The sequence below is a fragment of the Neobacillus rhizophilus genome (assembly GCF_018343535.1).
GTDB lineage: Bacteria > Bacillota > Bacilli > Bacillales > Cytobacillaceae > Neobacillus > Neobacillus rhizophilus.
Genome location: NZ_JAGYPF010000003.1, coordinates 683,143 through 705,911 on the forward strand (window position 1 = coordinate 683,143; position 22,769 = coordinate 705,911).

16 protein-coding genes and 1 pseudogene are annotated in these 22,769 nt (G+C 38.4%); 4 read left to right on the forward strand and 13 right to left on the reverse strand.

The window, feature by feature from the left end; genetic code table 11:
- Window positions 1–866: 866 nt before the first annotated feature.
- On the forward strand, window positions 867–1,058 hold the full coding sequence (locus KHA99_RS16910; protein ID WP_213118929.1) for a hypothetical protein: 192 nt from the start codon (window positions 867–869) through the stop codon (window positions 1,056–1,058).
- On the opposite strand, the gene KHA99_RS16915 is transcribed toward KHA99_RS16910, so the two are convergent.
- The 3 genes from KHA99_RS16915 to KHA99_RS16925 all read right to left on the reverse strand — a co-directional run bounded on the left by KHA99_RS16915 (window position 1,038) and on the right by KHA99_RS16925 (window position 6,316).
- Entirely contained in the window at window positions 1,038–4,157 is a 3,120-nt protein-coding gene (locus tag KHA99_RS16915; RefSeq protein ID WP_213118629.1) for an efflux RND transporter permease subunit, read from the reverse strand. The genes KHA99_RS16910 and KHA99_RS16915 overlap by 21 nt on opposite strands.
- Before the next feature lie 150 nt (window positions 4,158–4,307).
- The gene (locus KHA99_RS16920; protein WP_213118630.1) at window positions 4,308–5,642 is read right to left on the reverse strand and encodes a sensor histidine kinase; all 1,335 of its coding nucleotides are present in this window, start codon (window positions 5,640–5,642) and stop codon (window positions 4,308–4,310) included.
- On the reverse strand, window positions 5,639–6,316 hold the full coding sequence (locus tag KHA99_RS16925; protein WP_213118631.1) for a response regulator transcription factor: 678 nt from the start codon (window positions 6,314–6,316) through the stop codon (window positions 5,639–5,641). Before KHA99_RS16925 ends, KHA99_RS16920 begins: the two co-directional genes overlap by 4 nt.
- 550 nt (window positions 6,317–6,866) lie before the next feature.
- Here KHA99_RS16925 and KHA99_RS16930 point away from each other — a divergent pair.
- Complete coding sequence (locus KHA99_RS16930; protein WP_213118632.1) at window positions 6,867–7,265, forward strand: (deoxy)nucleoside triphosphate pyrophosphohydrolase; 399 nt, start codon at window positions 6,867–6,869, stop codon at window positions 7,263–7,265.
- 770 nt (window positions 7,266–8,035) lie between these two features.
- Here the strand turns inward: KHA99_RS16930 and aceA are convergent.
- From aceA to acsA, 3 genes and pseudogenes are all read right to left on the reverse strand, one after another.
- Window positions 8,036–9,023 (reverse strand): annotated as a pseudogene (aceA, locus tag KHA99_RS16935) (isocitrate lyase); the annotation flags it as partial.
- A 133-nt stretch (window positions 9,024–9,156) separates the two neighbouring features.
- On the reverse strand, window positions 9,157–9,825 hold the full coding sequence (locus KHA99_RS16940) for an adenylate kinase (RefSeq protein ID WP_213118633.1): 669 nt from the start codon (window positions 9,823–9,825) through the stop codon (window positions 9,157–9,159).
- Between the two features lie 131 nt (window positions 9,826–9,956).
- A complete protein-coding gene (gene acsA / locus KHA99_RS16945; protein WP_213118634.1) occupies window positions 9,957–11,675 on the reverse strand; it encodes an acetate--CoA ligase in 1,719 nt (572 codons plus the stop codon).
- A gap of 351 nt (window positions 11,676–12,026) precedes the next feature.
- Between acsA and KHA99_RS16950 the strand changes: the two genes are divergently transcribed.
- Window positions 12,027–12,446 (forward strand): IS66 family transposase, encoded by a 420-nt coding sequence (locus tag KHA99_RS16950; protein ID WP_213118635.1) that lies wholly within the window; start codon window positions 12,027–12,029, stop codon window positions 12,444–12,446.
- Between the two features lie 978 nt (window positions 12,447–13,424).
- Here KHA99_RS16950 and KHA99_RS16955 read toward each other — a convergent pair.
- From KHA99_RS16955 to KHA99_RS16980, 6 genes are all read right to left on the reverse strand, one after another.
- The gene (locus tag KHA99_RS16955) at window positions 13,425–14,186 is read right to left on the reverse strand and encodes an SDR family NAD(P)-dependent oxidoreductase (protein WP_307852081.1); all 762 of its coding nucleotides are present in this window, start codon (window positions 14,184–14,186) and stop codon (window positions 13,425–13,427) included.
- A gap of 55 nt (window positions 14,187–14,241) precedes the next feature.
- Entirely contained in the window at window positions 14,242–15,531 is a 1,290-nt protein-coding gene (locus tag KHA99_RS16960; RefSeq protein WP_213118637.1) for an MFS transporter, read from the reverse strand.
- Window positions 15,532–15,814: 283 nt separating this feature from the next.
- Complete coding sequence (locus tag KHA99_RS16965) at window positions 15,815–17,233, reverse strand: NAD-dependent succinate-semialdehyde dehydrogenase (RefSeq protein ID WP_213118638.1); 1,419 nt, start codon at window positions 17,231–17,233, stop codon at window positions 15,815–15,817.
- Window positions 17,234–17,422: 189 nt separating this feature from the next.
- Window positions 17,423–19,066 carry a flavin-containing monooxygenase gene (locus tag KHA99_RS16970; protein WP_213118639.1) on the reverse strand — a complete coding sequence of 548 codons (1,644 nt, stop codon included), beginning with the start codon at window positions 19,064–19,066 and terminating at the stop codon, window positions 17,423–17,425.
- A 93-nt stretch (window positions 19,067–19,159) separates the two neighbouring features.
- A complete protein-coding gene (lipP1, locus tag KHA99_RS16975; RefSeq protein ID WP_213118640.1) occupies window positions 19,160–20,080 on the reverse strand; it encodes a LipP1 family hormone-sensitive lipase in 921 nt (306 codons plus the stop codon).
- A gap of 27 nt (window positions 20,081–20,107) precedes the next feature.
- Complete coding sequence (locus KHA99_RS16980) at window positions 20,108–21,319, reverse strand: iron-containing alcohol dehydrogenase (RefSeq protein ID WP_213118641.1); 1,212 nt, start codon at window positions 21,317–21,319, stop codon at window positions 20,108–20,110.
- A gap of 349 nt (window positions 21,320–21,668) precedes the next feature.
- On the opposite strand from KHA99_RS16980, the gene KHA99_RS16985 reads away from it, so the two are divergent.
- A complete protein-coding gene (locus KHA99_RS16985) occupies window positions 21,669–22,352 on the forward strand; it encodes a LuxR C-terminal-related transcriptional regulator (RefSeq protein ID WP_213118642.1) in 684 nt (227 codons plus the stop codon).
- 156 nt (window positions 22,353–22,508) lie between these two features.
- On the opposite strand, the gene KHA99_RS16990 is transcribed toward KHA99_RS16985, so the two are convergent.
- Window positions 22,509–22,748, reverse strand: a complete 240-nt coding sequence (locus KHA99_RS16990) for a YddI family membrane protein (protein WP_504740125.1) — start codon at window positions 22,746–22,748, stop codon at window positions 22,509–22,511.
- Window positions 22,749–22,769: the final 21 nt, after the last annotated feature.

Consider the following 22,769-nt stretch of genomic DNA (forward strand, 5'->3'; position numbering starts at 1 on the left):
TTTAGTCCGAAAAAAGGTCTGTTAAATCTTTTTCGCACATTTGGGTTTTCATACCAATTTCAAGCAGTATTTCATTAAATTTTAGTAAAAAAATAAACCATTTTGGATTTCTGAAAATTTATCCATAAACGGTCGTTTTTTGAATACACTTAAAATATTTAATTTTTATTTCAGAATTCCTATTGGATGTTATTAGCAACATCGAATATGAGGGGTAATATTGTTTTTCTTTCGCTTGAAGTCGATTATTAAAGCAAATCCCAAAATGCCGAGAATAAAAATAATAAAAGACCAAATTGCATTCAAATAAAAACACCCCTCTCCCTTACATTATATTCCACAAAGTAATTTACAGCCGTTTAAATTTAACCCTTATTAAAGTATCCTGTCACGTTAGCACAGTAAGCATCGCTTCACAAATATGAACTAGTGAATATACAGGTTTACCCCTTAGTTATGATTCAGAAAGATATTATAAACATACTGCCAAAACATACATCAGTTAATTGCCAGTAACAATCGTATAGACAATTTATTACGATTCAGGGGATATTTCTTTTACTTGTCTATTTTATTTACTGTGACCTCATTAAATGACCCGTTTGTTGAATAAGCACAACTTCAAAATTTCGTATAAATATTAGTGTTTAAAAGCCTGATTTTTAGAAAGTAATTTGAAGATATTCTCTAATTCCACGATAACAGTAAAAGACATATCTTCCTTCTTCGTCACTTTGTTCTTCTGCTAAAGCACCCTATAGCATTCCTGTAGATCGTTATTTTTCGACTTTGAAAAAAATAGGGCTCCCCAGTAAGATATGAGTATAGACACCACTCTAACTCACAACTTTAGGAGGAACCCTACTATGAAGTTTAAAATGCAAAACAAACAAAATCAACTAATAGAAAGAATTTACGTTAAACATCTCGTTGTCAGTGTGGACATCGCTCAACAATTTCACGTGGCCAGAGCCGTAACCGTTGGCACTAGACAAGCACTTGATGCGTATAAATTTCACCAATCACTTTCAACTAATTTAGGAATCATCATCTGTTAGATGTTTTCTAAATTTACCAACCAGCGAATAAAGTACTGGTACAAAGATTAAGGTTAACAATGTTGAAGTGGTTAGACCACCAATAACGGTGACAGCTAACCCTTGTGAGATTAAACCAGATGATGAGGTCGACGTTGCCAATGGAATAAGGGCAAAGATTGTTGCAAATGCTGTCATTAAGATAGGCCGTAAACGTATCTTTGCAGCTTCTACAATCGCTTCATTCAGTACTAATCCACGTTTTCTATTTTTTTCCACACGATCAAGCAATACGATGGCATTCGAAACCACGACACCGATCAGCATTAACATCCCAATCATGGCACTCATCGAAATTGGCTGCCCACTTATTAGTAAACCGCCAAGTGCTCCAATTGGAACGAATAAAAGAGATGACAAGATAACAAGTGGTGTCAAAAACCCTGAATAAGTTACAGTTAACACAAAGAATACAAGAACGATAGCGGCTCCCATGGCAAGGCCTAAACTTGATAAACCATCTGAGATCATTTTAATTCCCCCGCCATATGAAACGGTGATACCTTTTGGTAATGACAAGGAATTGATATCTTTTTTGACATCAGTTGATACTTTGGTAGTATTGTTTCCTTTGATAATTGCAGACACTTTGACAAGTTGATTGCCATCATCATGGTACAATGTAGTCGGAACATTTACATCTTGAATTGTCGCTACCTCACTTACTTTTTTCGTACCTTCTGAAGTTTTAATCTCAATATTTTCAAGATCTGTTTTAGAAGCAATTTTTTTATCATAACTTAAATCAACTTCTTGAATAGTTCCGTTTATGGTGTAGTTACCCACCATAACTGTTGACACATACTCGCGAATTGCTGACATCAACTGTAGGTACGTAACTCCCGCTTTGTCTCCATCTGAACTAATGGCAAACTTCCATTGTGTTTGCTCATCTCCTAAGTTACTCGTAACATTTTTCAATTGACTATTTTTCGACAATAAGTTAGTAACTTGATTGGATACTTCCGTTAGCTTCGTAAGATCAGAACCGTAAAGCTGAATATCAAGATTATTACCTGATGATATACCACCGCTTTGTGTCTGCTTAACAGTAACCGTCGAACCTTTATAGTCATTATGAGCAATTTTCTCAAAATCTTTTTGATACACACTTAAAAGCTCATCTATATTTTGCCCGTTTTTCAATTGGATGAAAAATTGAATGACATTATTGCTGCCGCCTTTCATCATGGCTGAATTGTCTGAGATTCCTATTGATAATTGACTATAGTCAATCCCTTTTTTATTTTTCAAATAGCTTTCCACATTTTTTGCCACCGAATCCATTTGATCAAGACTTAAAGAACTTGGAACCGTTATTTTTACTTGCATGGCTGGATTTGCATTACTTGATGGCAAGAACGTAACTCCTAATTTAGGAATAATCGCAAATGAACCGACTAAGAGAAGAAGTGATAATACAATAACGAGTGTTTTTTTGCGAAAAGCTCCTCTTAAAAACTTCTCGTAAAGACCTGCTAGCCTGCTTGGTTTTTCCACCTGTTTAATCTTTTTGAAAAATATGCTCCCTAATGCTGGGACCAAAATAATTGCCACAATCAATGAAGCCGAAATGGAGAACACGACGGCAAGCGCAAACGGCCGGAAGACTTCCCCAATGATTCCCGTTACAAAAGCGATTGGTGCAAATACAACCAATGTCGTTAAAGTGGAAGAGGTTACCGCTCCAAATACTTCTTTCGTCGCATGAAAAGCCACTTGTTTCATGCTGAGATCTTTGTTTTTTTGGCGCCAGCGGAAAATATTCTCGATCACAACAATACTGTCATCGATAATACGTCCGACGGCAACGGCCATTCCTCCAAGTGTCATAATATTCAAGGCATAATCAAATTGCTTTAATACTGCAATCGTTGACAAAATTGATATCGGCAGAGATACAATCGCAATTAAAGTTGCTCGAATATTACGTAAGAAGATCAAAATGACAAGAATGGAAAATAGTATGCCATAGCCACCTTCTTTAAGGAGTGAAGAAATAGAATTTTCCACATCTTTTCCTTGATCTGTCACTGTATAAATCGTGTAATGGTGATTTTTATTAAACGATGAGATTTTGTCTTTTACATTATTGACAACTTCCGCAGTATTTGCATTCTGTGTCTTGGTTATAGAAACTAAATAGCTGTCTTTTCCATTGAAACGCGTAATTACATCCTTGCTTGATGTCGTTGCAATAGTAGCAATATCTGACAGCTTTAATTTCACTTGTTTTGCAGAACTGTTTGTTTGTCCTTTTGTACCGCTTGTTAACCCTGCTGTAGATCCTATTGTTCCTGTAGTTGGTCTGGTTTGCTGACTTTGTCCCCCAACAGTAATTTCAATATTTTTTAAGTCATCAATGCTTGTACTATTCCCTTCCATAACAAGAGGTATATTGGTTCCTCCACTGTTCACTTGACCAAATGAAGCCTTATAATTTTTCAATTGAATAGCTTCTTTAATGTTTGCGAGTGTCAAGCCATATTGTTGTGCCATGTCTTGATTTAATTCCATTGAAACTTTTTGGGTTTTTGCGCCATCAAGCGTAACCGTACCAACACCACTTATCTTCTCAAGGGTTGGAACAAGGTCATTTTCAATGGATGATTGGATATCCTGATTGTCATTGCCAGCAAAAGCGACCTCATAAACCGCTTGTGCCCCCTTATCAATTTTAATGACTTCTACCTTTGCGCCATCAGGAAATGTTACCTTATTAATAGCTGCTTCCAGTGTAGATTTCTGCTTGTCAATATCTGTACCGAACGGATAAGAAACCGAAATGGTTGCCGCATTGTTTCTTGAAGTACTGGTTACAGTGTCATATCCTTTTTGCTGCTTAATACTATCTTCAATTGGAATGGTAAGTTGTTGTTCCAATTCCTGTGTCGAATGACCCGGATAGGTTGCTTGCACAAATAGAGCTGGAAACGTGACGTTTGGGAAAGTTTCTACTTTTATATTTTTAGTAGAATAAATTCCACCTCCAATTACAAGTACAGCAAGCAAAATGATTGCAACTGTATTTTTTAAGCTAAACTTCAATATTTTGTTCAAAAATAATCACCCTCTCTGATTCAAATTACACGAACTAGAATATAATAAGTTTGTGTCCTCTATGTGACCTTTTGATCGTGTTTAAAGAATTTTAATTTTTTACATAAAAAAACAGACCCAAAAGGGACTGCTTTCCGCAACTGTTTGCTCCTATTTTCCTAAAATAATCCTAAAAGTTGTTTCTTCACCCTCTATACTATTTACAAAGATTTTTCCATTGTGTAGATCGATAATCCGTTTGACTACTGCTAATCCAAGCCCGTAACTTTCGGTGGTTCTCGTATGAGCTTTTTCTACTCGATAAAAGCGTTCAAAAATATAGGGTATATCTTTTTGAGGTATACCATAACCTGTATTTCTAATGATGATTTCGACATGATGACCTTGTTCATGTCCTCGAATGGAAATTTTCCCATCTTCCCGATTATACTTAATGGCATTCGAATATAAATTGGTCCACACTTGATTCATTAATGATTCATCAGCATAAACCTCAAGCTTTGGAATGTCAAAATCAATGTCAAGGCGCTTTTCCATCCATAAAGATTGCATCGTAACAAGCTGATTTCGTAATTGTCGATCTAGGAGGTATAGCTTAGGATTGAACGGAGACTTGTTCGCTTCAAGGATTGACAAGTTCAACAATTGTTTGGTTAAACTTGAAAGACGTTCACTCTCTTGTTCAATAAGTTCAAAATAATGCTTTTCTTCAACTGTTTCCACAGCGCCATCTTTCAATGCGATTGCCATCCCCCTAATAGCTGTTAGCGGTGACTGAAGCTCATGGGACACGTTTGCAATGAAATCCTTACGCATTTGCTCCGTTTTATCTAATTCCTCTGCCATGAAATTAAAGCTTTGGGCTAACTGTCCTATTTCATCCTTATTTTTTACATTCAAACGGATTTGAAAATTTCCTCTTGCTAATTCTTTTGTTGCATGGGTGATTCTAACAAGAGGTTTGACTAAAAATCGGGTTGTGGTTAAAATCAGCGAGGTTCCGATAAACAAAACGATAAATAATGCAGTTAATAAAATATTTCGAATCTGACTAAATTGTTCTGTCAAATTAGGTTTAATAAATAACGCATATCTCCCGTTTTTAGTTTCAAATGGTAGTCCAATCAAAAGTGGTTCAACTTCTTTTCGATAGACATCACCGGCAATAACATCCCTAATCGTCTTTTTACTAAATTCTCTGGATTTTGGAACATTAGGTGTTTTGGATACCAAGCCATTTTGATCATAAAGATATACCTCATAAGGTAAGGAGGAAATGCTTTTTAAGTATTCATCAAAACCCTTATCACCTAAATTTTCGTATAAATTAATCATTCCTTTTCCTTGGTTAATGACCTCCGTTTCGCGAATTTTGATAATTTGATTTTGAAAAAAAAGAGACGTGATTAAAAAGGAAAGTATCAATGACACAATAATAACAATAAAATAATTTAAAATATTTTTGATATAAATAGATCGGATCATGATAAAACCTCTAATTTATAACCAAGTCCCCTTACAGTAGTAATTTGCAGAATGTCCTCATAATTTTTAAATTGCTTTCGGAGTTTTTTTATGTGAGTATCGACTGTTCTTTCATCTCCTTCATAATCAAGTCCCCAAATTCTCTCGATCAGCTGATCTCTTGTAAAAATTTTTCCAGTTTGACTTGCTAGCATATATAATAACTCAAACTGCTTAATTGGTAGCAAGAAATCCTCATCCTTGATTTGAACCTTATAGCTGCTACTATCAAGGGAAATATCATTAAAAGTTATTCTCCCGGCCGAAGCTACACCATATCTTTTTAAGAGGGATTTCACTCGCATAACAAGCTCAACTGGATGAAAAGGCTTTGTGACATAATCATCTGTGCCTAGTTTAAAACCTTTAATGGTATCATTTGTTTCAGCTCTAGCTGTTAACATCAAAACGGGAATCTCGAAATTAGATTTAATTTTTTCACAAAGCTCCCAACCATCTACATTTGGCATCATCAAATCAATAACCGCACAGTCTATTTTCTCTTGTTCTAATATGTCAAGTGCCTCTTTGCCATCACAGGCGATTTTTGTTTGAAACCCTTCTTTCTCTAAATAAAGCTGTGTCACCCTACGGATATTAACATCATCATCTGCAATTAATATTGTTGTCTTCATTATGTACGTATTCCTCCTATAGAGATAAGTCTATTTTAACTAATTATGATTGGGATTTTAATTATTTTTTAACTGATTCTGGGTAACTTAGAGTTGAATATTGGGGTTGTACGATTGAATTTAAAACTCGATAGGAAGGAATATTTTTGAAAATTTTACCTGAATATTGTTTTTTCATTTTAGTAACAAAAAAACAATTAAATTTTGCTCTCTTTAAAAATTGGTTAGGTTCATCCCAAACAGCAAAGAATCCCTTATAGTCATCATAAGATCCCATTAAAAGAACGCCGTTCCCACCAACAAAATTTGTTGGTGGGAACTCTATAAGTTATTCCATAATATGGCCCGTTTGTTGAATAAGCACACCTTCAAAATTTCGTATAAATATTAGTGTTTAAAAGCTTGATTTTAGAAAGTGATTTGAAGATATTATTAGGATTTTGATTCGAGTCAATTTTTCGAAAAAAAATAAACAAAAAATGACCATTGCAGCACCTATCCACCAAAAATGGTATCATAATGGCTAGTGAAATGTAGAGGAGGATTTCTCTTGAAAAAGCTTGTCAAAGTTGTTGCTGCCATTATCGAAAACGACCAACAAGACATTCTATGTGCTCTTAGTTCTCCACAAATGTCGATTCCAAATATGTGGGAGTTTCCTGGTGGAAAAGTGGAAGAGAAAGAGGACATTTATTCAGCCCTAAAAAGAGAAATTGATGAAGAGTTGGGCTGTAAGATTGAGACATTTAATGAAGTTTTGAATGACAACACTCATGAATACGACACATTTATCATAAATTTGATCTCAATTAAATGTAGAGTAGTTGAAGGAACACCAACGCCAAGTGAGCATTCAAAGTTAATCTGGTTAAAAAGACAAAACTTAGATTCGCTCAAGTGGGCTCCGGCGGATATTCCAGCAGTTGAGCAATTAATCCAAGAAAAATAGTCTTCACGAAATGAGAAGACTATACATTCTTTGTAAACTCAGTATATTAAGATGCAGGAGCTTCATTCTCTAATTCCACGATGACAGTAAAAGACTTATCTTCTTCTGTTTCTGGCATTTAAATAATGCATATTTTGGCAGTATGTTCATTAATCATTTTGAATCATTACTCAAGGTAGAATTGTATAGAGGGTTATATTTATACATAACAGCCTAACTATGCTTATTGTATTAACGAAGCAGATTAGTTCAACAAGAGATACCATAAAACCTCATTTTCTTATGCAGCTGCTAGGCTTCTTTATAAGCCGAAAACGTTGATTCATCAAGGATGTATAAAATCCTATATAAACGATAAAAATGGACGCTGTGAAACCCCTTGGAAGCCAAGGGGTTTTGTTGTGGTCAGGTTCTAATAGGAGTGATTATGTTAACTAAAATTGAATAACGTATAAAGCTTAAAAATAGAAAAAACTACTGCTCCAGTAATTTTTCTGTTACGTAACAAGACATTAGGGTTAGGCATTATACTTTACGTAACTTGAGTTAGGTTAAAGTAAATTAACATTTTGGAAACCCTTATAAATTAATATAAAGATTTTTTCTATCAATAAGATGTTTTGTTTTATATAAGTTACGTTCCTATATGAATAAAGGCAGCTTTCAATTTCTTGCTGAAAGCTGCCTAGTTAATTAGATTTTAATTGTATTTTACTATCTAGGGATATATCTACTTTAGTCTAACTATTATAGCCTATTTTGAAAATTTATTGTTGGTATGTTTCAATGGTTTCGACATCCAATTTCTTTTTCCAGTTGAAAGATGGTGAGCAGTTGTAAGCCAACATTTTACCAGGGAATTTAGCATGAATAGCATCGGCAAACTTTTGAGCTTCCTCTAAATTCGGCTCTGAAGGCTCGCACCAAATGAGATCCGCGTAAGGTGCATAGGCAAGTCCTCGAGCGATCGCTTGGTCGATTCCTGCACGCGTGCGGTAGAAACCTTCTGGTGTACGGTCACCTGTAATAAATTCACGATCTGCAGGATCAATGTCACTTGTAATGAGGTCCGCTGCATCTGCATCTGTACGTGCGATTAATACAGTAGGACGCCCATGACGTCTGCCGCAAGACGTGCTGAAATTAAGTTGCGTACCGCTGTTTGTGTTGGAAGCAATACTTTACCACCTAAGTGACCGCATTTTTTCTCTGAAGATAATTGATCTTCAAAGTGAACCCCGGCTGCACCTGACTCAATCATCTCTTTCATCAGCTCAAAAACGTTTAATTGACCGCCAAACCCTGCCTCAGCGTCTGCCACGATTGGTAAGAAGTAATCAATGTCTCCTTCTTCCTCCAGATGCTGAATTTGGTCTGCACGTTGAAGCGCCTGATTAATACGTTTTACAACGTGAGGTACGCTGTTTGCTGGATATAAACTTTGGTTCGGGTAAATATTACCTGAAAGGTTTGCATCTGCAGCTACTTGCCAACCACTTAAATAAATAGCTTTTAATCCAGCTTTTGCTTGGTGGACGGCTTGGTTCCCCGTCAATGCACCTAATGCGTTAATGTAATCTTCCTCATTCAAAAGTTCCAGAGACGTTCTGCCCCTCTTCTCGCAAGCGTATGCTCAATTTGAACGGATCCTCGGAGTTTGACAACTTCCTCTGCAGAATAATGACGTTCTATCCCTTCCCAACGAGCCTCCATTAACCATTGTTTTTCCAATGCTTTAATTTGTTCGTTTCTATTCATTACTCTCCACGCCTTAAATATTTATAATTTTCTGTATATCCTTTAGAATCATTGCCTGATATTGCAACACTAATGGATGTTTCTCATTTCTCATACAAAGATATGAATGAAAGCTAATAAGGTAAATCTTTTTTTAGATTTGTTGTTGTGCTAGAGAAATATTTTGAAGATGCTGATCAATGTTTTTAAACACATTATCAATTGGCTGATCACCATCAATAGTAAGTAAATATTGCTTATCTTTATAATAGTCAAGGAGCAGCCGTTGTTGTTTATTGTTAACCTCTAATCGATTTCTAACTTTTTTTTCGTTGTCATCTATTCGTTGAAAAAGCTCTCCACCGCATTTATCACAAACATCTTCTAACTCTGGTGCATTGAAGATAATATGATAATTAAAACCGCATTTACGACAAACTCGACGACCTGTTAACCGTTCGATTAATTCTCCTTGATCAGCGTCAATATTAATTACATAATCAATGGATTGATGCAAATCTGTTAAAATTTGCTCAAGAGCAACAGCTTGTGCTTTCGTCCGCGGAAAGCCGTCTAATAAAAACCCTTTCTTACAATCATCTTTGTTTAAACGTTCCCGAATAATACCTACAGTGACTTCATCAGGTACTAGATTTCCTTCGTCTATATACTCTTTTGCTTCTTTTCCAAGCGATGTTTGGTCTTTAATTGCTACACGAAACATATCTCCAGTTGAAATATGAGGGATGCTGTATTTTGCTACAATACGTTGAGCTTGGGTTCCTTTCCCCACCCCAGGCAATCCTGATAATACTAAATTCACCTTTAACCCTCCATTTATAGGGACAGTAATTGTAACCATTCCCTATTTATTTCCTTAATCCATTCCAAATGAGATGGTGGTTGCTGACTTCCTCTAAAAAAGTGAGAAATCTAGCCCAATTATCTTATTTTCTAGTCTTCCATTGTGGATAAATCACCTGTCGGTAAATCGAGCTCCCATGCTTTTAGGACACGTCTCATAATTTTTCCGCTTCTTGTTTTCGGGAGTGTCTCACGAAACTCAATTTCTCTTGGAGCAGCATGCGCAGCAAGTCCCTCTTTCACAAAAAGACGAATTTCTTCTTTCAATTCATCCGAAGCTTCATATCCTTCTCTTAAGGCAATAAATGCTTTAATAATTTCCCCCCGTACCGGATCAGGTTTTCCAATAACCCCCGCTTCAGCGACTGCCGGGAATTCAACTAATTTACTTTCCACTTCAAACGGTCCGACACGTTCCCCCGCGGTCATAATCACATCGTCGACACGTCCTTGAAACCAAAAGTAACCATCTTCGTCCTTGTAGGCAGAATCCCCGGATACATACCAGTCGTTTGGTAAGAAGTATGATTCATATTTTTCCTCGTTGTTCCAAATAGCTCTCATCATGGACGGCCAACCTTTTTTAATCGCTAAATTCCCCATGTGGTACGGCGGCAGTTCTTCTCCCTGGTCATCAACGATAGCTGCCTGAACACTCGGTATTGGTTTCCCCATCGATCCCGGCTTAATCTCCATTGACGGGTAATTGCAAATAACCTGTGCTCCTGTCTCTGTCATCCACCATGTATCATGAATGCGCAAGTCAAAGACTTTTTTCCCCCAACGAACGACTTCAGGATTTAGCGGTTCACCAACGCTTAAAATATGTTGTAGTGAACGTAAATCGAATTTTGTTACAAGTCCGTCCCCCGCTCCCATTAACATACGGAAAGCAGTTGGAGCACTATACCAGACGGTTACACCGTAATTCTCGATTGTTTGATACCAATCCTCCGGGCTAAAGCGGCTACCGCGGATGACATTTGTAGCACCGACTAGCCATGGGGCAAATGCACCATAGAAAGTACCTGTTACCCATCCCGGGTCCGCTGTGCACCAATATACATCATCATCTTTTAAATCCAATACCCACTTTGCGGTTTGATAATGCTGGACCATCGCATTATGAACATGGAATACCCCTTTTGGTTTTCCAGTCGAACCAGACGTATAGTGAAGAACAAGACCATCTTCTCGATCTACCCATTCGATTTCTAGATGTTCGCTTGCCGTTTCCATTCTCTTATAAAAATCAATATATAGTCCTTCTTCTTTCACACCACTTCCAACAATGACAACATGCTTTAAATGCGGCAATTCATTAACTGGAACACGTCCCAAAAGTTCAGATGTCGTAACGAGAACCTTCGCTTCACTATCTTCCAAACGATCACGAACAGCCGCTTCCATAAATGCTTCGAATAACGGACCAACAACGGCTCCTAATTTGATAGCGCCCAATAAGACGAAATAAAGTTCAGGCGATCGCGGCATAAAGATAAACACCCGGTCTCCTTTTTCCACACCAACTGCCTTTTTAAGAACATTCCCAGCCTTATTGGAATAATCTTTCATATCTTGAAATGTGTACTGTTCATTTCGGTCTTTATCAGAAAAATACAGGGCTACCTTATTCCTTTTGTCTGATTCTGCATGACGATCGATTGCTTCATAAGCCATGTTGACTAGTCCTGTTTCACTCCAGCTGAAACTTTTTTCCGCTTCCGACCAATTAAATGACTTGTATGTCGTATCATAATCTTCTAAGTTAAAACATCGTCCCTTAACAGAAGTCGCTTTCATTCCCATCTTTTATCTCTCCCTTTTCTTAATGCGCATTAGTAAAAAATCATGCCCCTCCATAGTCAATATCTAGTTTTCCAGCAAGCACCTTATTCTTTAACACTTTTGTGTATTCGTTCTAAAATGGCCAAGAGGTAAAATTGCTCATCCATACAAAGGGTTTATAATACCTACTTCTGATCCATACCATACAACAAAAGCCGGCCAATCAACACTCGTTAGTTCAAGTATTCACATAACCCGGAGGGTTGATTTTTAGGCGAACGTATGAATACTTAACGTTCCTCGATTGGGACATACGTTTGATGTTTCGGACCAGTTTAATCTGCACGACGGCGAATTATACTGTTCCGAAATGTGTGCAATGCTCATTTACTTCGCGACCTAAAAGCTGGTTATAAACGAACAGAACAAACGTGGAATCAGGATATGATCGCGTTTCTTCTTTTGGCGAAGCAACAGCGAGAGTGTCAAGACGATCCTTTGAATTCCATGGTAGTCACATGGATGGATGATACCCATCTAGCTATTTTGAAAAAAGGATATAAGCAAAATACGACTTTGGTCAACCATAATGCGGAAAAGTTATTGAATCGACTTTCCAAACACCAAGATTCTGTCTTACTATTTGTAGAAAACATGGATGTCCCCTTTGATAATAACTTGGCCAAACGAGATTTACGTATGGCCAAGGTGAAGCAAAAAGTCTCAGTTCATTCCGAAGTGAAGCAGATGCACAGAATTCCGCCATGGCATGAAGCTTTTTTAGTACACTGAAAAAAGCAAAAAAGGAATCTGTTTGAACCTATAAAACACGTATAAAAAATAAAGAAGAAATATTCGAAACCTAGTTTACGAGGTGATTTGTGATGAGTTACCTCTATTTGTGTTGATTTAACAGGGATCTGAGTAACAGAACCTAATGATAAAAAAAGGTAAGGAAATGGAACATGAGTAAAAAAACGTATTTACTGTAGACTCCTTCCTTTAGGATTAGTACCTTTCTCCCTTTGAGTTAATTCTATAAATACTGTACTTGTTCCCCAACTCTATCATCTAAGTATTTCTTACATTGGTATTATTCTAGGTTCCAAGCCTTATTAAGCTCTTAAAACCTGTTAAAGGTAGTAAATAAATCTGTAAAAGTGTACTTTTATGAACATTAGAATTTACAAAGAGTTGATTAGATTTCTTGCATCAAAACCAATACAAGTTAATTAGGTAACATAAAGTAGTAGTGCTGTCAGAACCACCATTCAGATATACATATTGCGAGTATTTATTTTAGTCGAAATTTCTATTTTTTCTCCCTATCTTGTTTTCTGTTCCATTAAAGATTTTTCTAATATTTTCTTTGTGCCGAAATATTAGAAATATGCTAATGAAAAAAGAGAAACCCATAATCAACTTATCTTCAAATAATAAACTATAAATAAAAACTGAAATTTGAGAAGGTAAAAGGACAAAATCCCTTGCGATGAAAGGGAGGGCTACATTGAACATGGTAGTATGTTTGTCAGTAGGACACTAAACTGCAAAGCTAGAAAAAAATATACTCATTCTTTATTTTCTGTTCATGGCTAACTGACATGTTTTTCACATCCGTTGTCAACAAATTTTTTGAGTAAATCCAATGTTCTTCAACCTGATGCAGCCCTCACTTGCTTTTTTTATTTAAAACAGTATAAAGCTTGATTCCAAAGTAACCTATTCCCTAAAATTGAATCGTCATATTGGCTGCTGTTTCACACGATCTTAAGCCAGATTTCCTCCATCAATGACATAATGGCTTCCTGTGATAAAAGAAGCATTATCTGAAGCTAAAAACAAAACAAGCTTTGCAATTTCTTCCGGGTGGGCATAGCGGTTCATTGGTACCTTCGCTAGTGCTCTTTCTCTCATCAGATTCACATGCTCTGGTCCTTTTCCCCCCTCGATGGCCTGCATCATTCGGGTGTCGACATATCCGGGGCAGATTGCGTTCACGCGAATCCCCATTTCTGCTGATTCTAAGGCCGCTGTTTTGGTCAATCCAAGCACTGCATGCTTAGAGGCAGCATAGGGAGCCAAACCGAAGGAGCCTCTTAGCCCTGTAATGGATGCCGAATTGATGATACTTCCTGATCTTTGCTCCATCATGATAGCCATCACATGCTTTAAACCAAAAAAGACACCCTTGATATTGACATTCAGCACCTTATCTAAATCCTCGGAAGATGTTTCTGTAATCGGAGCAACCTTTCCTTCTATTCCCGCATTATTGAAGAAAACATCAACTTTTCCGTACTTCTTCTTAGTTTGTTGAACAAAATTCTCTACTTGGTCTTCACTTGTCACATCAGCAGTTTGAAGTAAATAATCCTCTAATTCTAGTTCCTTAGCAAGTGACTCTAGTGCTTGGTCATCCAAATCGACTAACGCAAGTTTCGCTCCTTGCTTGGCAAATAAACGCGCCGTCTCCTTGCCAATTCCTCCCGTAGCCCCTGTGATTAATACGACTTTTCCTGTAAGAACCACCTTTCTTCCTCCTCTTCCAAAGTTGATTTCTATTACATATATCAAATCCATATTTTTAAGAACTGGATGGTACTTTGACCATATTAGGAATATTGGATTTTTCCTTCTTTCGATCTGGATTAACAAAGATCAAAAATAGCAACCCAACAGTCAGAATGATGCCTGAAATCATCAAAAATGAATAATTAAACCCTTGGACCACATTATCTTTCCCAGCATATTGAATAATAAATCCAGTCACAATCGGACTGATCATCGCTGCCACATTCTGAAAAGCAACGATTATCCCAGAGAGAGTGGACGTCCGTTCAGGTAGCTGATGGCTCATAATAATATGAGAGGTCGAAAGAATTAGGTACGAAAGTCCATATGCCATAGTAATTGCAATGATCGACCATACTTGTGAGTGAATGACAAAGAGAGAACCTAAAAACAACGAGCCAACTACCATTCCAATCCCTGTTAGGCTTACTCGTGCTATACGAAGATTCTGTGTTTTTTTAAATATACGGTCGGAAATAGTTGCCATGATAAAGGAGAGAACAACCGATGATCCCCCAATGATAAATATGGAATTCGCCATCTGCATTTCAGAAACTTTAACTACTTGTACGAAGTAAACAGGCATCCATATTTGCATCCAAGCAGATAGGAAAAAGAATCCGAATGAGGCGAATAAAGTAAATATGCAAGCTCGTGACAACAACACAGGATAGATTTCCGCCCAAGTAATTTTTGTTTTTGGCGTAGTGACGAGCTCTTGCTGCTTAATTTCTTGAAGCATTGGACTTTTCTTAGGAACGAATACTCCCCACAAAACTAACAAAAGCAAGCTGAATAATCCCATGATGGCAAATGAATGCCTCCAGCCAACCATTTGAGTTAGGAAGATAACTAAAGGAGCCACTGCATAAGCTCCAATTGTTGAACCAGCAGTGAAGATAGTTGTCACTCGTGCTCGCATATCGGTAGGGAAGTAAGAAAACAAAAGCCTTAGAGATGCTGGAGCGTACCCTCCTTCAGAAACGCCAAGAATCAAACGATACACTAAAATCGTAGAGAATCCGGAAATCACATAGCCTCCAACTAACTGAAGAATTGACCATGCCAAAAGCATATAACTGATCATCTTCTTGGAACTGAATTTATCCACAAGGATCCCTACAACGATTGCAGCTACTGGAAAAATCCAAAAAAAGCTACTCCCAATAATCCCCCATTGTGCATACGATAAACCCAATTCTTTCATTATTGGAGCAGCAGTAATCCCAACAAAACTCTTATCAGCAAAATTAATTAAGAATCCAAAAAATAGAATAATCAGCACAAACCAACGCATAAGCATTCTTCCCCCCCAATAATTGATATATACGGTTAAATTTATAATGATTTCCATATCACTAATGAGATGCAAATCAAGGGGATACTAACAACAAACAAGTAATAGCGCCTCATTCGGTCCTTCAAGAAAAAGGTGAAAGGAGGCATATGCGAAACCTCCTATTCTCATATGCCTTACTAGCAAATAAAAACCAATCATTCTAAAACTAAAAGCTAACTACTACAAAATATGAATTTTCACTTCTGATGAGACATCAAGGCTATATTTCATTTGAATCGGTAATCCATTAAATCTGTACGGAAATCATTTTTATATCTAAATAATCGTCCAAGCCATACTTTCCGCCTTCTCGTCCCATCCCGCTCTCTTTTACGCCGCCAAATGGAACTTGGACTGCAAAGGGAATAGCATCATTCACTCCAACCATACCGTAATCCAATTGTTCGGAAACACGGTACTTACGGGAAAGATCATTCGTAAAGAAATATGAGGCAAGTCCATATTCAATGTCATTCGCTCTTTTAATCACTTCTTCCTCGCTTTGGAACCTTAAAAGCGGAATGACAGGTCCAAACGTTTCTTCTCTGGTAATCAGCATATCATCCGTTACATCAGACAAAACTGTCGGGTCGTAAAAATATCCATTGGAGTAAGCTCCATCTGACAGCCTTTTCCCACCATTAAGGATACATGCCCCGAGGCGTACAGCATTATCCACCTGTTCTTGTATTTTTACGATAGCTGCTTCATTTGTCAGTGGTCCCATTTCATTTTGTTCATCTAAACCGTTACCTACTTTGATGTTTTGAACTTTTTCTTTCAACTTTTCAGCAAATTCCGAGTAAATACTTTCCTGGACATAAATGCGATTTGGACATATGCATTGTTGGCCATTGGAGCCAAATTTACTTCTTAACAAGCCATCAATAGCTAAGTCGATATCAGCATCTTCAAAAACAATAAAAGGAGCATGTCCTCCTAATTCCATCGAGACGCGTTTAACAGTATGTGCAGATTGAGCAATAAGAACTTTTCCAACTTCCGTAGAACCGGTAAAGGAAATTTTTCTTACGATTTTGCTGTTCATGAGTGCGTTGGCTATGGGACCTGAACTTCCGATGACGAGATTAGCCACTCCTTTTGGCAAACCTATTTCATCAAAAATTTGAAATAACGCAATCGAAGACAACGGGGCTTCTTTCGAAGGCTTCAGGATCACTGTACAACCGGTAGCCAAAGCTGGCCCCAACTTTCTAGCTGCCATGGATAACGGAAAATTCCAAGGCGTAATGGCTCCTACAACACCGATGGGCTGCCGAATCGCCTGGATACGTTTGTTAGCTATTGATGGAGGAATGATATCTCCGTAAATTCTGCGCGCCTCTTCGGCGTACCATTGAAAGAAGGCAATAGTCGACCCTACCTCTTGCCGGGCATGGTGAATTGTTTTTCCCATTTCTTTTGTAATGATTTGAGCCAATTCTTCCTTCTTTTCTTGTAGCTTCTCAACAATTCTCCATAAATAGGAACTGCGCTGTTCTGCTGTGAATGCAGCCCATTGAGGGAACGCCTTCTCTGCGGCTTCAATTGCTCGGTTTGTCTCTTCTTCGCCAACAAAATAAACAGTATCCACCTTTTCCCCTGTAGCTGGGTTATTCACTTCAAATACCTGATCTGTTTTCAACCATTCGCCATTGATATACATTCCACAACACATCCAATCTGTAAATATAACTATTAATGTATAATTTTTCATTAAAATGAAACTTACCTGAATGATACCATCAATTTTCCCTACGCATGCGCATTTTGGAAACGCATACAAATTCTTTTCAATAGAATAGTAGTGGGTATTCCGACTAACGAAAACACATTCATGTATAACCTAATACTGTTATTTAGGAACCGGCATTCTGTTGGATGCGTCTACTAAAGAAAAGCCCTCGTAACCTTTTGCCGCTACTTCGTCGCATATCTTACGGTATTCCCCAACACCTCCGACATAAATGAGGAATCCTCGCGGCTTATCTTTAATATTCGCGCCAGTGTACCAAGAGTCAACCTTAGTAAGAAGCGTGGATTCAGCCAACTCTCGGCAATGTTTACTCCAAGCCTCTTCCGCATCTGCATTTGCCTCGATCGTTTCAATATTATGCTCACGAAGATACTCGATACAATCACCAATCCATTCTACATGCTGTTCTATAGATACTGGTACATTGGACAGTACCGAAGGGCTTTCAGGACCAGTAATCATAAACATGTTAGGGAAACCGGCATTTGCAAGACCGAGGTATGTTCTAGTTTGTGTCCCGTTATCCCACTTCTCTTTTAGTGACACCCCATCTTTACCACGGATATCTATCTTAAACAACGGTCCAGTCATCGCATCATAGCCAGTAGCAAAAACAATGACATCGAGTTCATACTCCGCTTCTGCAGTTCTTATCCCCTTAGGCGTAATTTCCACAATTGGCGCAGCCTTCACATCAACCAAGGTAACATTATCACGATTAAATGTTTCATAATAATTAGTATCCAGGACCGGTCTTTTTGCAGAATAGTAGTAGCTTGGCTTTAACTTCTCGGCCACATTTGGGTCTTTTACAATTTCACCTATCTTAGAGCGGATAAATTCACTAGCAGTTTCATTGGATTCTCCGTTTTCCAACAGGTCATTGTATGTTTGGCTAAACCCTAGTCCCCCTCTTTCCCAGATCTTTTGGTATTCCTGCTGACGTTCTTCCGGTGTATCTTCCAGGGCTGATCGATTATTGACTACCGTATGAAGATAGCCCATTTTGGACCAACGTATTTGCTGCCTAATCTCTTCATAGTTTGCTTTAGTTTGACGTATAAACTCTGGGTCATACTGATAGTTTCTCGCTGGAGTACTGTACGCTGGAGTCCGCTGAAAGACAGTAAGATGACCCGCTTCTTGCGCAATAACTGGGATAGCCTGTATTCCGCTTGAACCCGTACCAATCAAACCGACCCGCTTCCCGCTTAAGTCTACCTTCTCATGTGGCCAGTGCCCAGTGTGGTATGCCTCACCCTCGAAACTATCTATGCCCTTAAAATTAGGTATATTGGAGGCAGATAGGCACCCTACTCCTGTAATGAAATACTTAGCAATCAAGGTAGTGCCATCTTCCGTTTGAATCTTCCAATTTTTATTTTCTTTATCGTAATGAGCAGACGTAATGCGTGTATTAAATTGAATATCACGGCGCAAATCAAGCCTATCTGCTACGAAATTAAGATATTTTAATATTTCCGCTTGTTCTGGAAATCTAGAAGTCCATGTCCATTCCTGAATCAGCTCATCAGAGAAAGTATAATTATAAATGATGCTTTCTGAGTCGCATTTTGCTCCAGGGTAACGATTCGCATACCATACACCCCCAACATCAGCTGCTGCCTCAAAAGTACGGGTAGAAAATCCCGCCTCCCGTAGGCGATATAGCATGTATAATCCCGAAAAACCTGCTCCGACAACGACTGCATCCAAATTTATGCATTGATTTGTGTTAGTCATACTTTATTCCTCCCCTTAATAAAAAATTAAGTTTTGCCCATGGAATGATCTATCTTTGAAAAAGACAATTAAATCCCTACTAACTGGTATTTGTTAATGAAAGGCTGTATGCAAGTAGCGGGCTACTTGTTCGATTGCCTGTTTGCCTTTATCCATAATTCCCGCCATCCAGAAAAATCCATGAATCATTCCTTCGTAACAAGTGGATTCTACTTGAACACCTGCTAGATGCAATCGTTTGGCATAGGCCATTCCTTCATCGCGTAGTGGATCATATTCCGCCGTAATTACTAACGCAGGAGGAAGCATACTTAGGTTTTCTGCAAGCAGCGGTGCTACGAAAACGTTTAGTTTGTCTTCTTCCTTTTGAAGATATTGCTGAGAAAACCACTCCATGTTCTCCTGTGTTAGGAAATAGCCTTCTCCACTCTCTTTATAGGATGGCGTATTAAAAGAAGCATCTGTTACTGGATATATCAAAACTTGGGATACAAAAGTTGGACCTCCCTGATCTCTTGCTTTTATCGCGACGGATGCAGCAAGATTTCCACCAGCACTGTCTCCACCGATCGCTATTCTCGTTGGATCTCCCTTCCATTCTTTAGCATAATTGGCTACCCACTTTGCTGCTTCGTAACAATCTTCTAAAGGAATAGGAAACTTATGTTCAGGAGCCAGACGATATTCAACTGACACCACAATGCACTCTGCCTGATTAGTAAGACTACGGCAAGGTGCATCTGCCGTATCAAGATCTCCTAACACCCATCCTCCTCCATGAAGATAGATAAAGATTGGAAAGGGTCCTTCTCCTTCTGGGGTATATATCCTCGCCTTGATTTCTCCATTTTCCACGGGAATCATGTATTCTTCTACTTTGGCTACTGACTCTGCTAGACCTGCCAGTTCACGGAGTGCCGCTGATTTGGCACGGTTTTCCTCCAGTGTCAGAGCAGAGTTTGGTTCTCTTTCTCCCAACATATGCAGAAAAGTTTTCGCTTGAGGATCTAACATGATTGGACTTCCCCTCCTTTGATTACGCTATTGGTTTACCTTGCTAGGAGTAAGTCCAGAAACTTCCTCTGTCACTTTGATAATGATATCCGCCGGGATAAGAAATTTTCCTGAGGCTGAATCACTTTGCACATCAGCAACAATAGAGTGAAGCGCATCGGCATCAAGGTTAAATTCAGCAAACGTATCCGGTAACTCAATTTGATGACGTAGATTGCGAATAAAGCTAATCACTTCCGTTAAACATTCCTCCGGATGAGAAGATGAATTTTCAATACCCAATGCTTTAGCAAATCGCTTAATTTTCGGTAAATAGAAGGAAGGAAGGGCAGCCATCACATTTGGCAGAAGCACCGAATTAGCCAAGCCGTGCGGAATTCTAAACTTGGCCCCAAATACATGCGCCATATTATGCACGGGCACTCCATTGTTGCCAAATCCGAAGGCTGTAATTGCCATCGCACTTGCCATCAACATATTGCCTCTAGCTTCCAGATTAGTTCCTTCCTTGACTGCGATAGGCAGATTCTCCGCAATCAATTGAGCGGCATACAGAGCATAGGAATCCGTAAACGGAGTAGCTGTTGTTGAAAAATAACCTTCCACCGCATGCGTCAGAGCATCCATTCCTGTAAAAGCCGTTATCCTTGGAGGCAATCCAACCGTTAACTCGGAATCTAAAATAGCTATGTCAGCACTGAGAAACGGAGTCCTGACTACAACTTTCAATCCCAACTTTTCATTAAAAATGACAGCCATTGGCGACACTTCTGCACCCGTTCCTGCTGTAGTAGGAATCGCCACATGCGGGATGCCTGTCGGCTGCGCTTCCGGTGGAAATTCTCTGATGCTGGTATGGAGTACTTCTTCCATATCGTTATACCCTTTATTTAGCATCCACTTGATGCCCTTTACAGCATCCAGAACACTGCCGCCACCAAGAGCAATCAAAGCGTCCGCCTGATGCTCTTTGAAAAACCGGACAGCCTTGGTGACATTTTCCGCTTTGGCATCCTGTTCAATCTCATCAAAGACACCAACAATCTCTACGTTCTCCTGTATGCTTTTAAACAGACTAATGATTTGAGCAGCAACGCCTGCCTGGATTAATCCCTTATCCGTAAACAGAATTGCCCGCTTTCCGCTTAACCCCTGAATCATTTGCGGAAGTATGCTTCTTGATCCCGCTCCGCTGAATATGGATGTTCTTAAATGAAATTCAGAAAAAGAATTATTCATTTCCACCACCTGCTTTCTGAAAATATGAATTCAATTTTGAAAATGACCTTTATCATTCCTAAACTTTCGTGGCTTTCACCATCGTAATCGCTTACACTGCTGATAATAAACTAATTTTTTCGAATGATATATCCCCTAAAAATAGGGGGTACTTCTCCATTAAGCTTCTCTTCCACTCATCGATTATTTTTAGATAATTCACCCTTTCCCTTATTGACATCAATAACATTGTACCAAAAGTGTAATATTACACTAAAATCAAATTATTTATAACATTGCTATAGGGTTTATAATTAAATGATTATTATGTATAATATGAATATTCAGATGGAAGAGAGGGGATCAATTCATGCTTAGTACAGACTTAAAAAATCAAATTAAATCCATTGAGTCAGCTCGTTCCCTTGATGAAAAGCAAATCCTTGCCGTTCGGGGATTTATGGATCTTTTCCAATTTTCTCGTGTGGGTCTCTATTTCTATTCGACTTTAAGCAAAATCGGTGAAGGCATATTGCGAATTGATAAACAAGGGATATCTTCCTTGCGGGAATGGAGAGAAGATGTTCGGAACATGCCACCTATCTATTCGGCCATTCAAGAGAGAAAGCCAAAACATATCGATTCTCAATTAATCCACCAAATGCCGATAAAGTACACCAATGGTATGACAACTGAATTGCTGGTAGTTCCCCTTAGCTATGCCTCACACGTTGTTGGCTATGCCTGCATGGGGAGTACAGATTCCTTTACCGTTAGAGATAGCCTTGTACACTCTCTAAGTGTATATGGGAAACATTTAGGGCAAATATTCGGAATAGATGACTACCCTAGCGACCCTAAAAGACTTTGCAAGCGGGAGATTGAAGTATTGCAGAAAATGTCTTGGGGTGAAAGCACGAAGGAAATGGCTGCATCTCTTAATATTAGCGAATTTACCGTCCAAGATTATGTCCGATCCGCCATTCGAAAACTCGAGGTGTTCAATCGTGTTCAAGGAGTGGCCGAAGCCTTGCGTAGAGGTATCATCCAATAAAAATGCCTCACGAAAAGCAAAACTCTCCTTCCGAAAGAGAGTTTTTTCACTTTACTTTTAGAGAATAGGTTCAAAAACGCTTCCTAATCAAATCTTTGAATGGTGGTTCCCCATAGTTTATCTATCAGGATGACTACCTTCAACTTACAATTAAGTTTATTCCCGACCTGTTGATTGTCCGACAAACTCTACATCATCCATTTTCCAGCCTTGCTCTTTTACATAGATTAAGGACGTTTTAACAATTACAGTTTCCGTGTTACTTACCCCATTAAACTCTGTACTGAGATTAAATTCATTAAAGAATTCAGCCTCTGTCTTTGAGGATTGATATTCCAAAGGCTTTAATCCTACCATTGAAGATTTCACCGATTGTTTTGAATGTGGAAGTTTCATTCCTGAGGGTGGGTTGCCTTA

Coding starts and splice junctions, on each gene's coding strand:
- KHA99_RS16965 (WP_213118638.1), bottom strand. CDS start 17,233: ATGTATATCAATGGCGAATGGTTGAAAACAGATCAGGTATTTGAAGTG.
- KHA99_RS16980 (WP_213118641.1), bottom strand. CDS start 21,319: ATGAATAATTCTTTTTCTGAATTTCATTTAAGAACATCCATATTCAGC.
- lipP1 (WP_213118640.1), bottom strand. CDS start 20,080: ATGTTAGATCCTCAAGCGAAAACTTTTCTGCATATGTTGGGAGAAAGA.
- KHA99_RS16925 (WP_213118631.1), bottom strand. CDS start 6,316: ATGAAGACAACAATATTAATTGCAGATGATGATGTTAATATCCGTAGG.
- KHA99_RS16985 (WP_213118642.1), top strand. CDS start 21,669: ATGCTTAGTACAGACTTAAAAAATCAAATTAAATCCATTGAGTCAGCT.
- KHA99_RS16960 (WP_213118637.1), bottom strand. CDS start 15,531: ATGCTTATGCGTTGGTTTGTGCTGATTATTCTATTTTTTGGATTCTTA.
- KHA99_RS16970 (WP_213118639.1), bottom strand. CDS start 19,066: ATGACTAACACAAATCAATGCATAAATTTGGATGCAGTCGTTGTCGGA.
- KHA99_RS16920 (WP_213118630.1), bottom strand. CDS start 5,642: ATGATCCGATCTATTTATATCAAAAATATTTTAAATTATTTTATTGTT.
- acsA (WP_213118634.1), bottom strand. CDS start 11,675: ATGGGAATGAAAGCGACTTCTGTTAAGGGACGATGTTTTAACTTAGAA.
- KHA99_RS16990 (WP_504740125.1), bottom strand. CDS start 22,748: ATGAAACTTCCACATTCAAAACAATCGGTGAAATCTTCAATGGTAGGA.
- KHA99_RS16910 (WP_213118929.1), top strand. CDS start 867: ATGAAGTTTAAAATGCAAAACAAACAAAATCAACTAATAGAAAGAATT.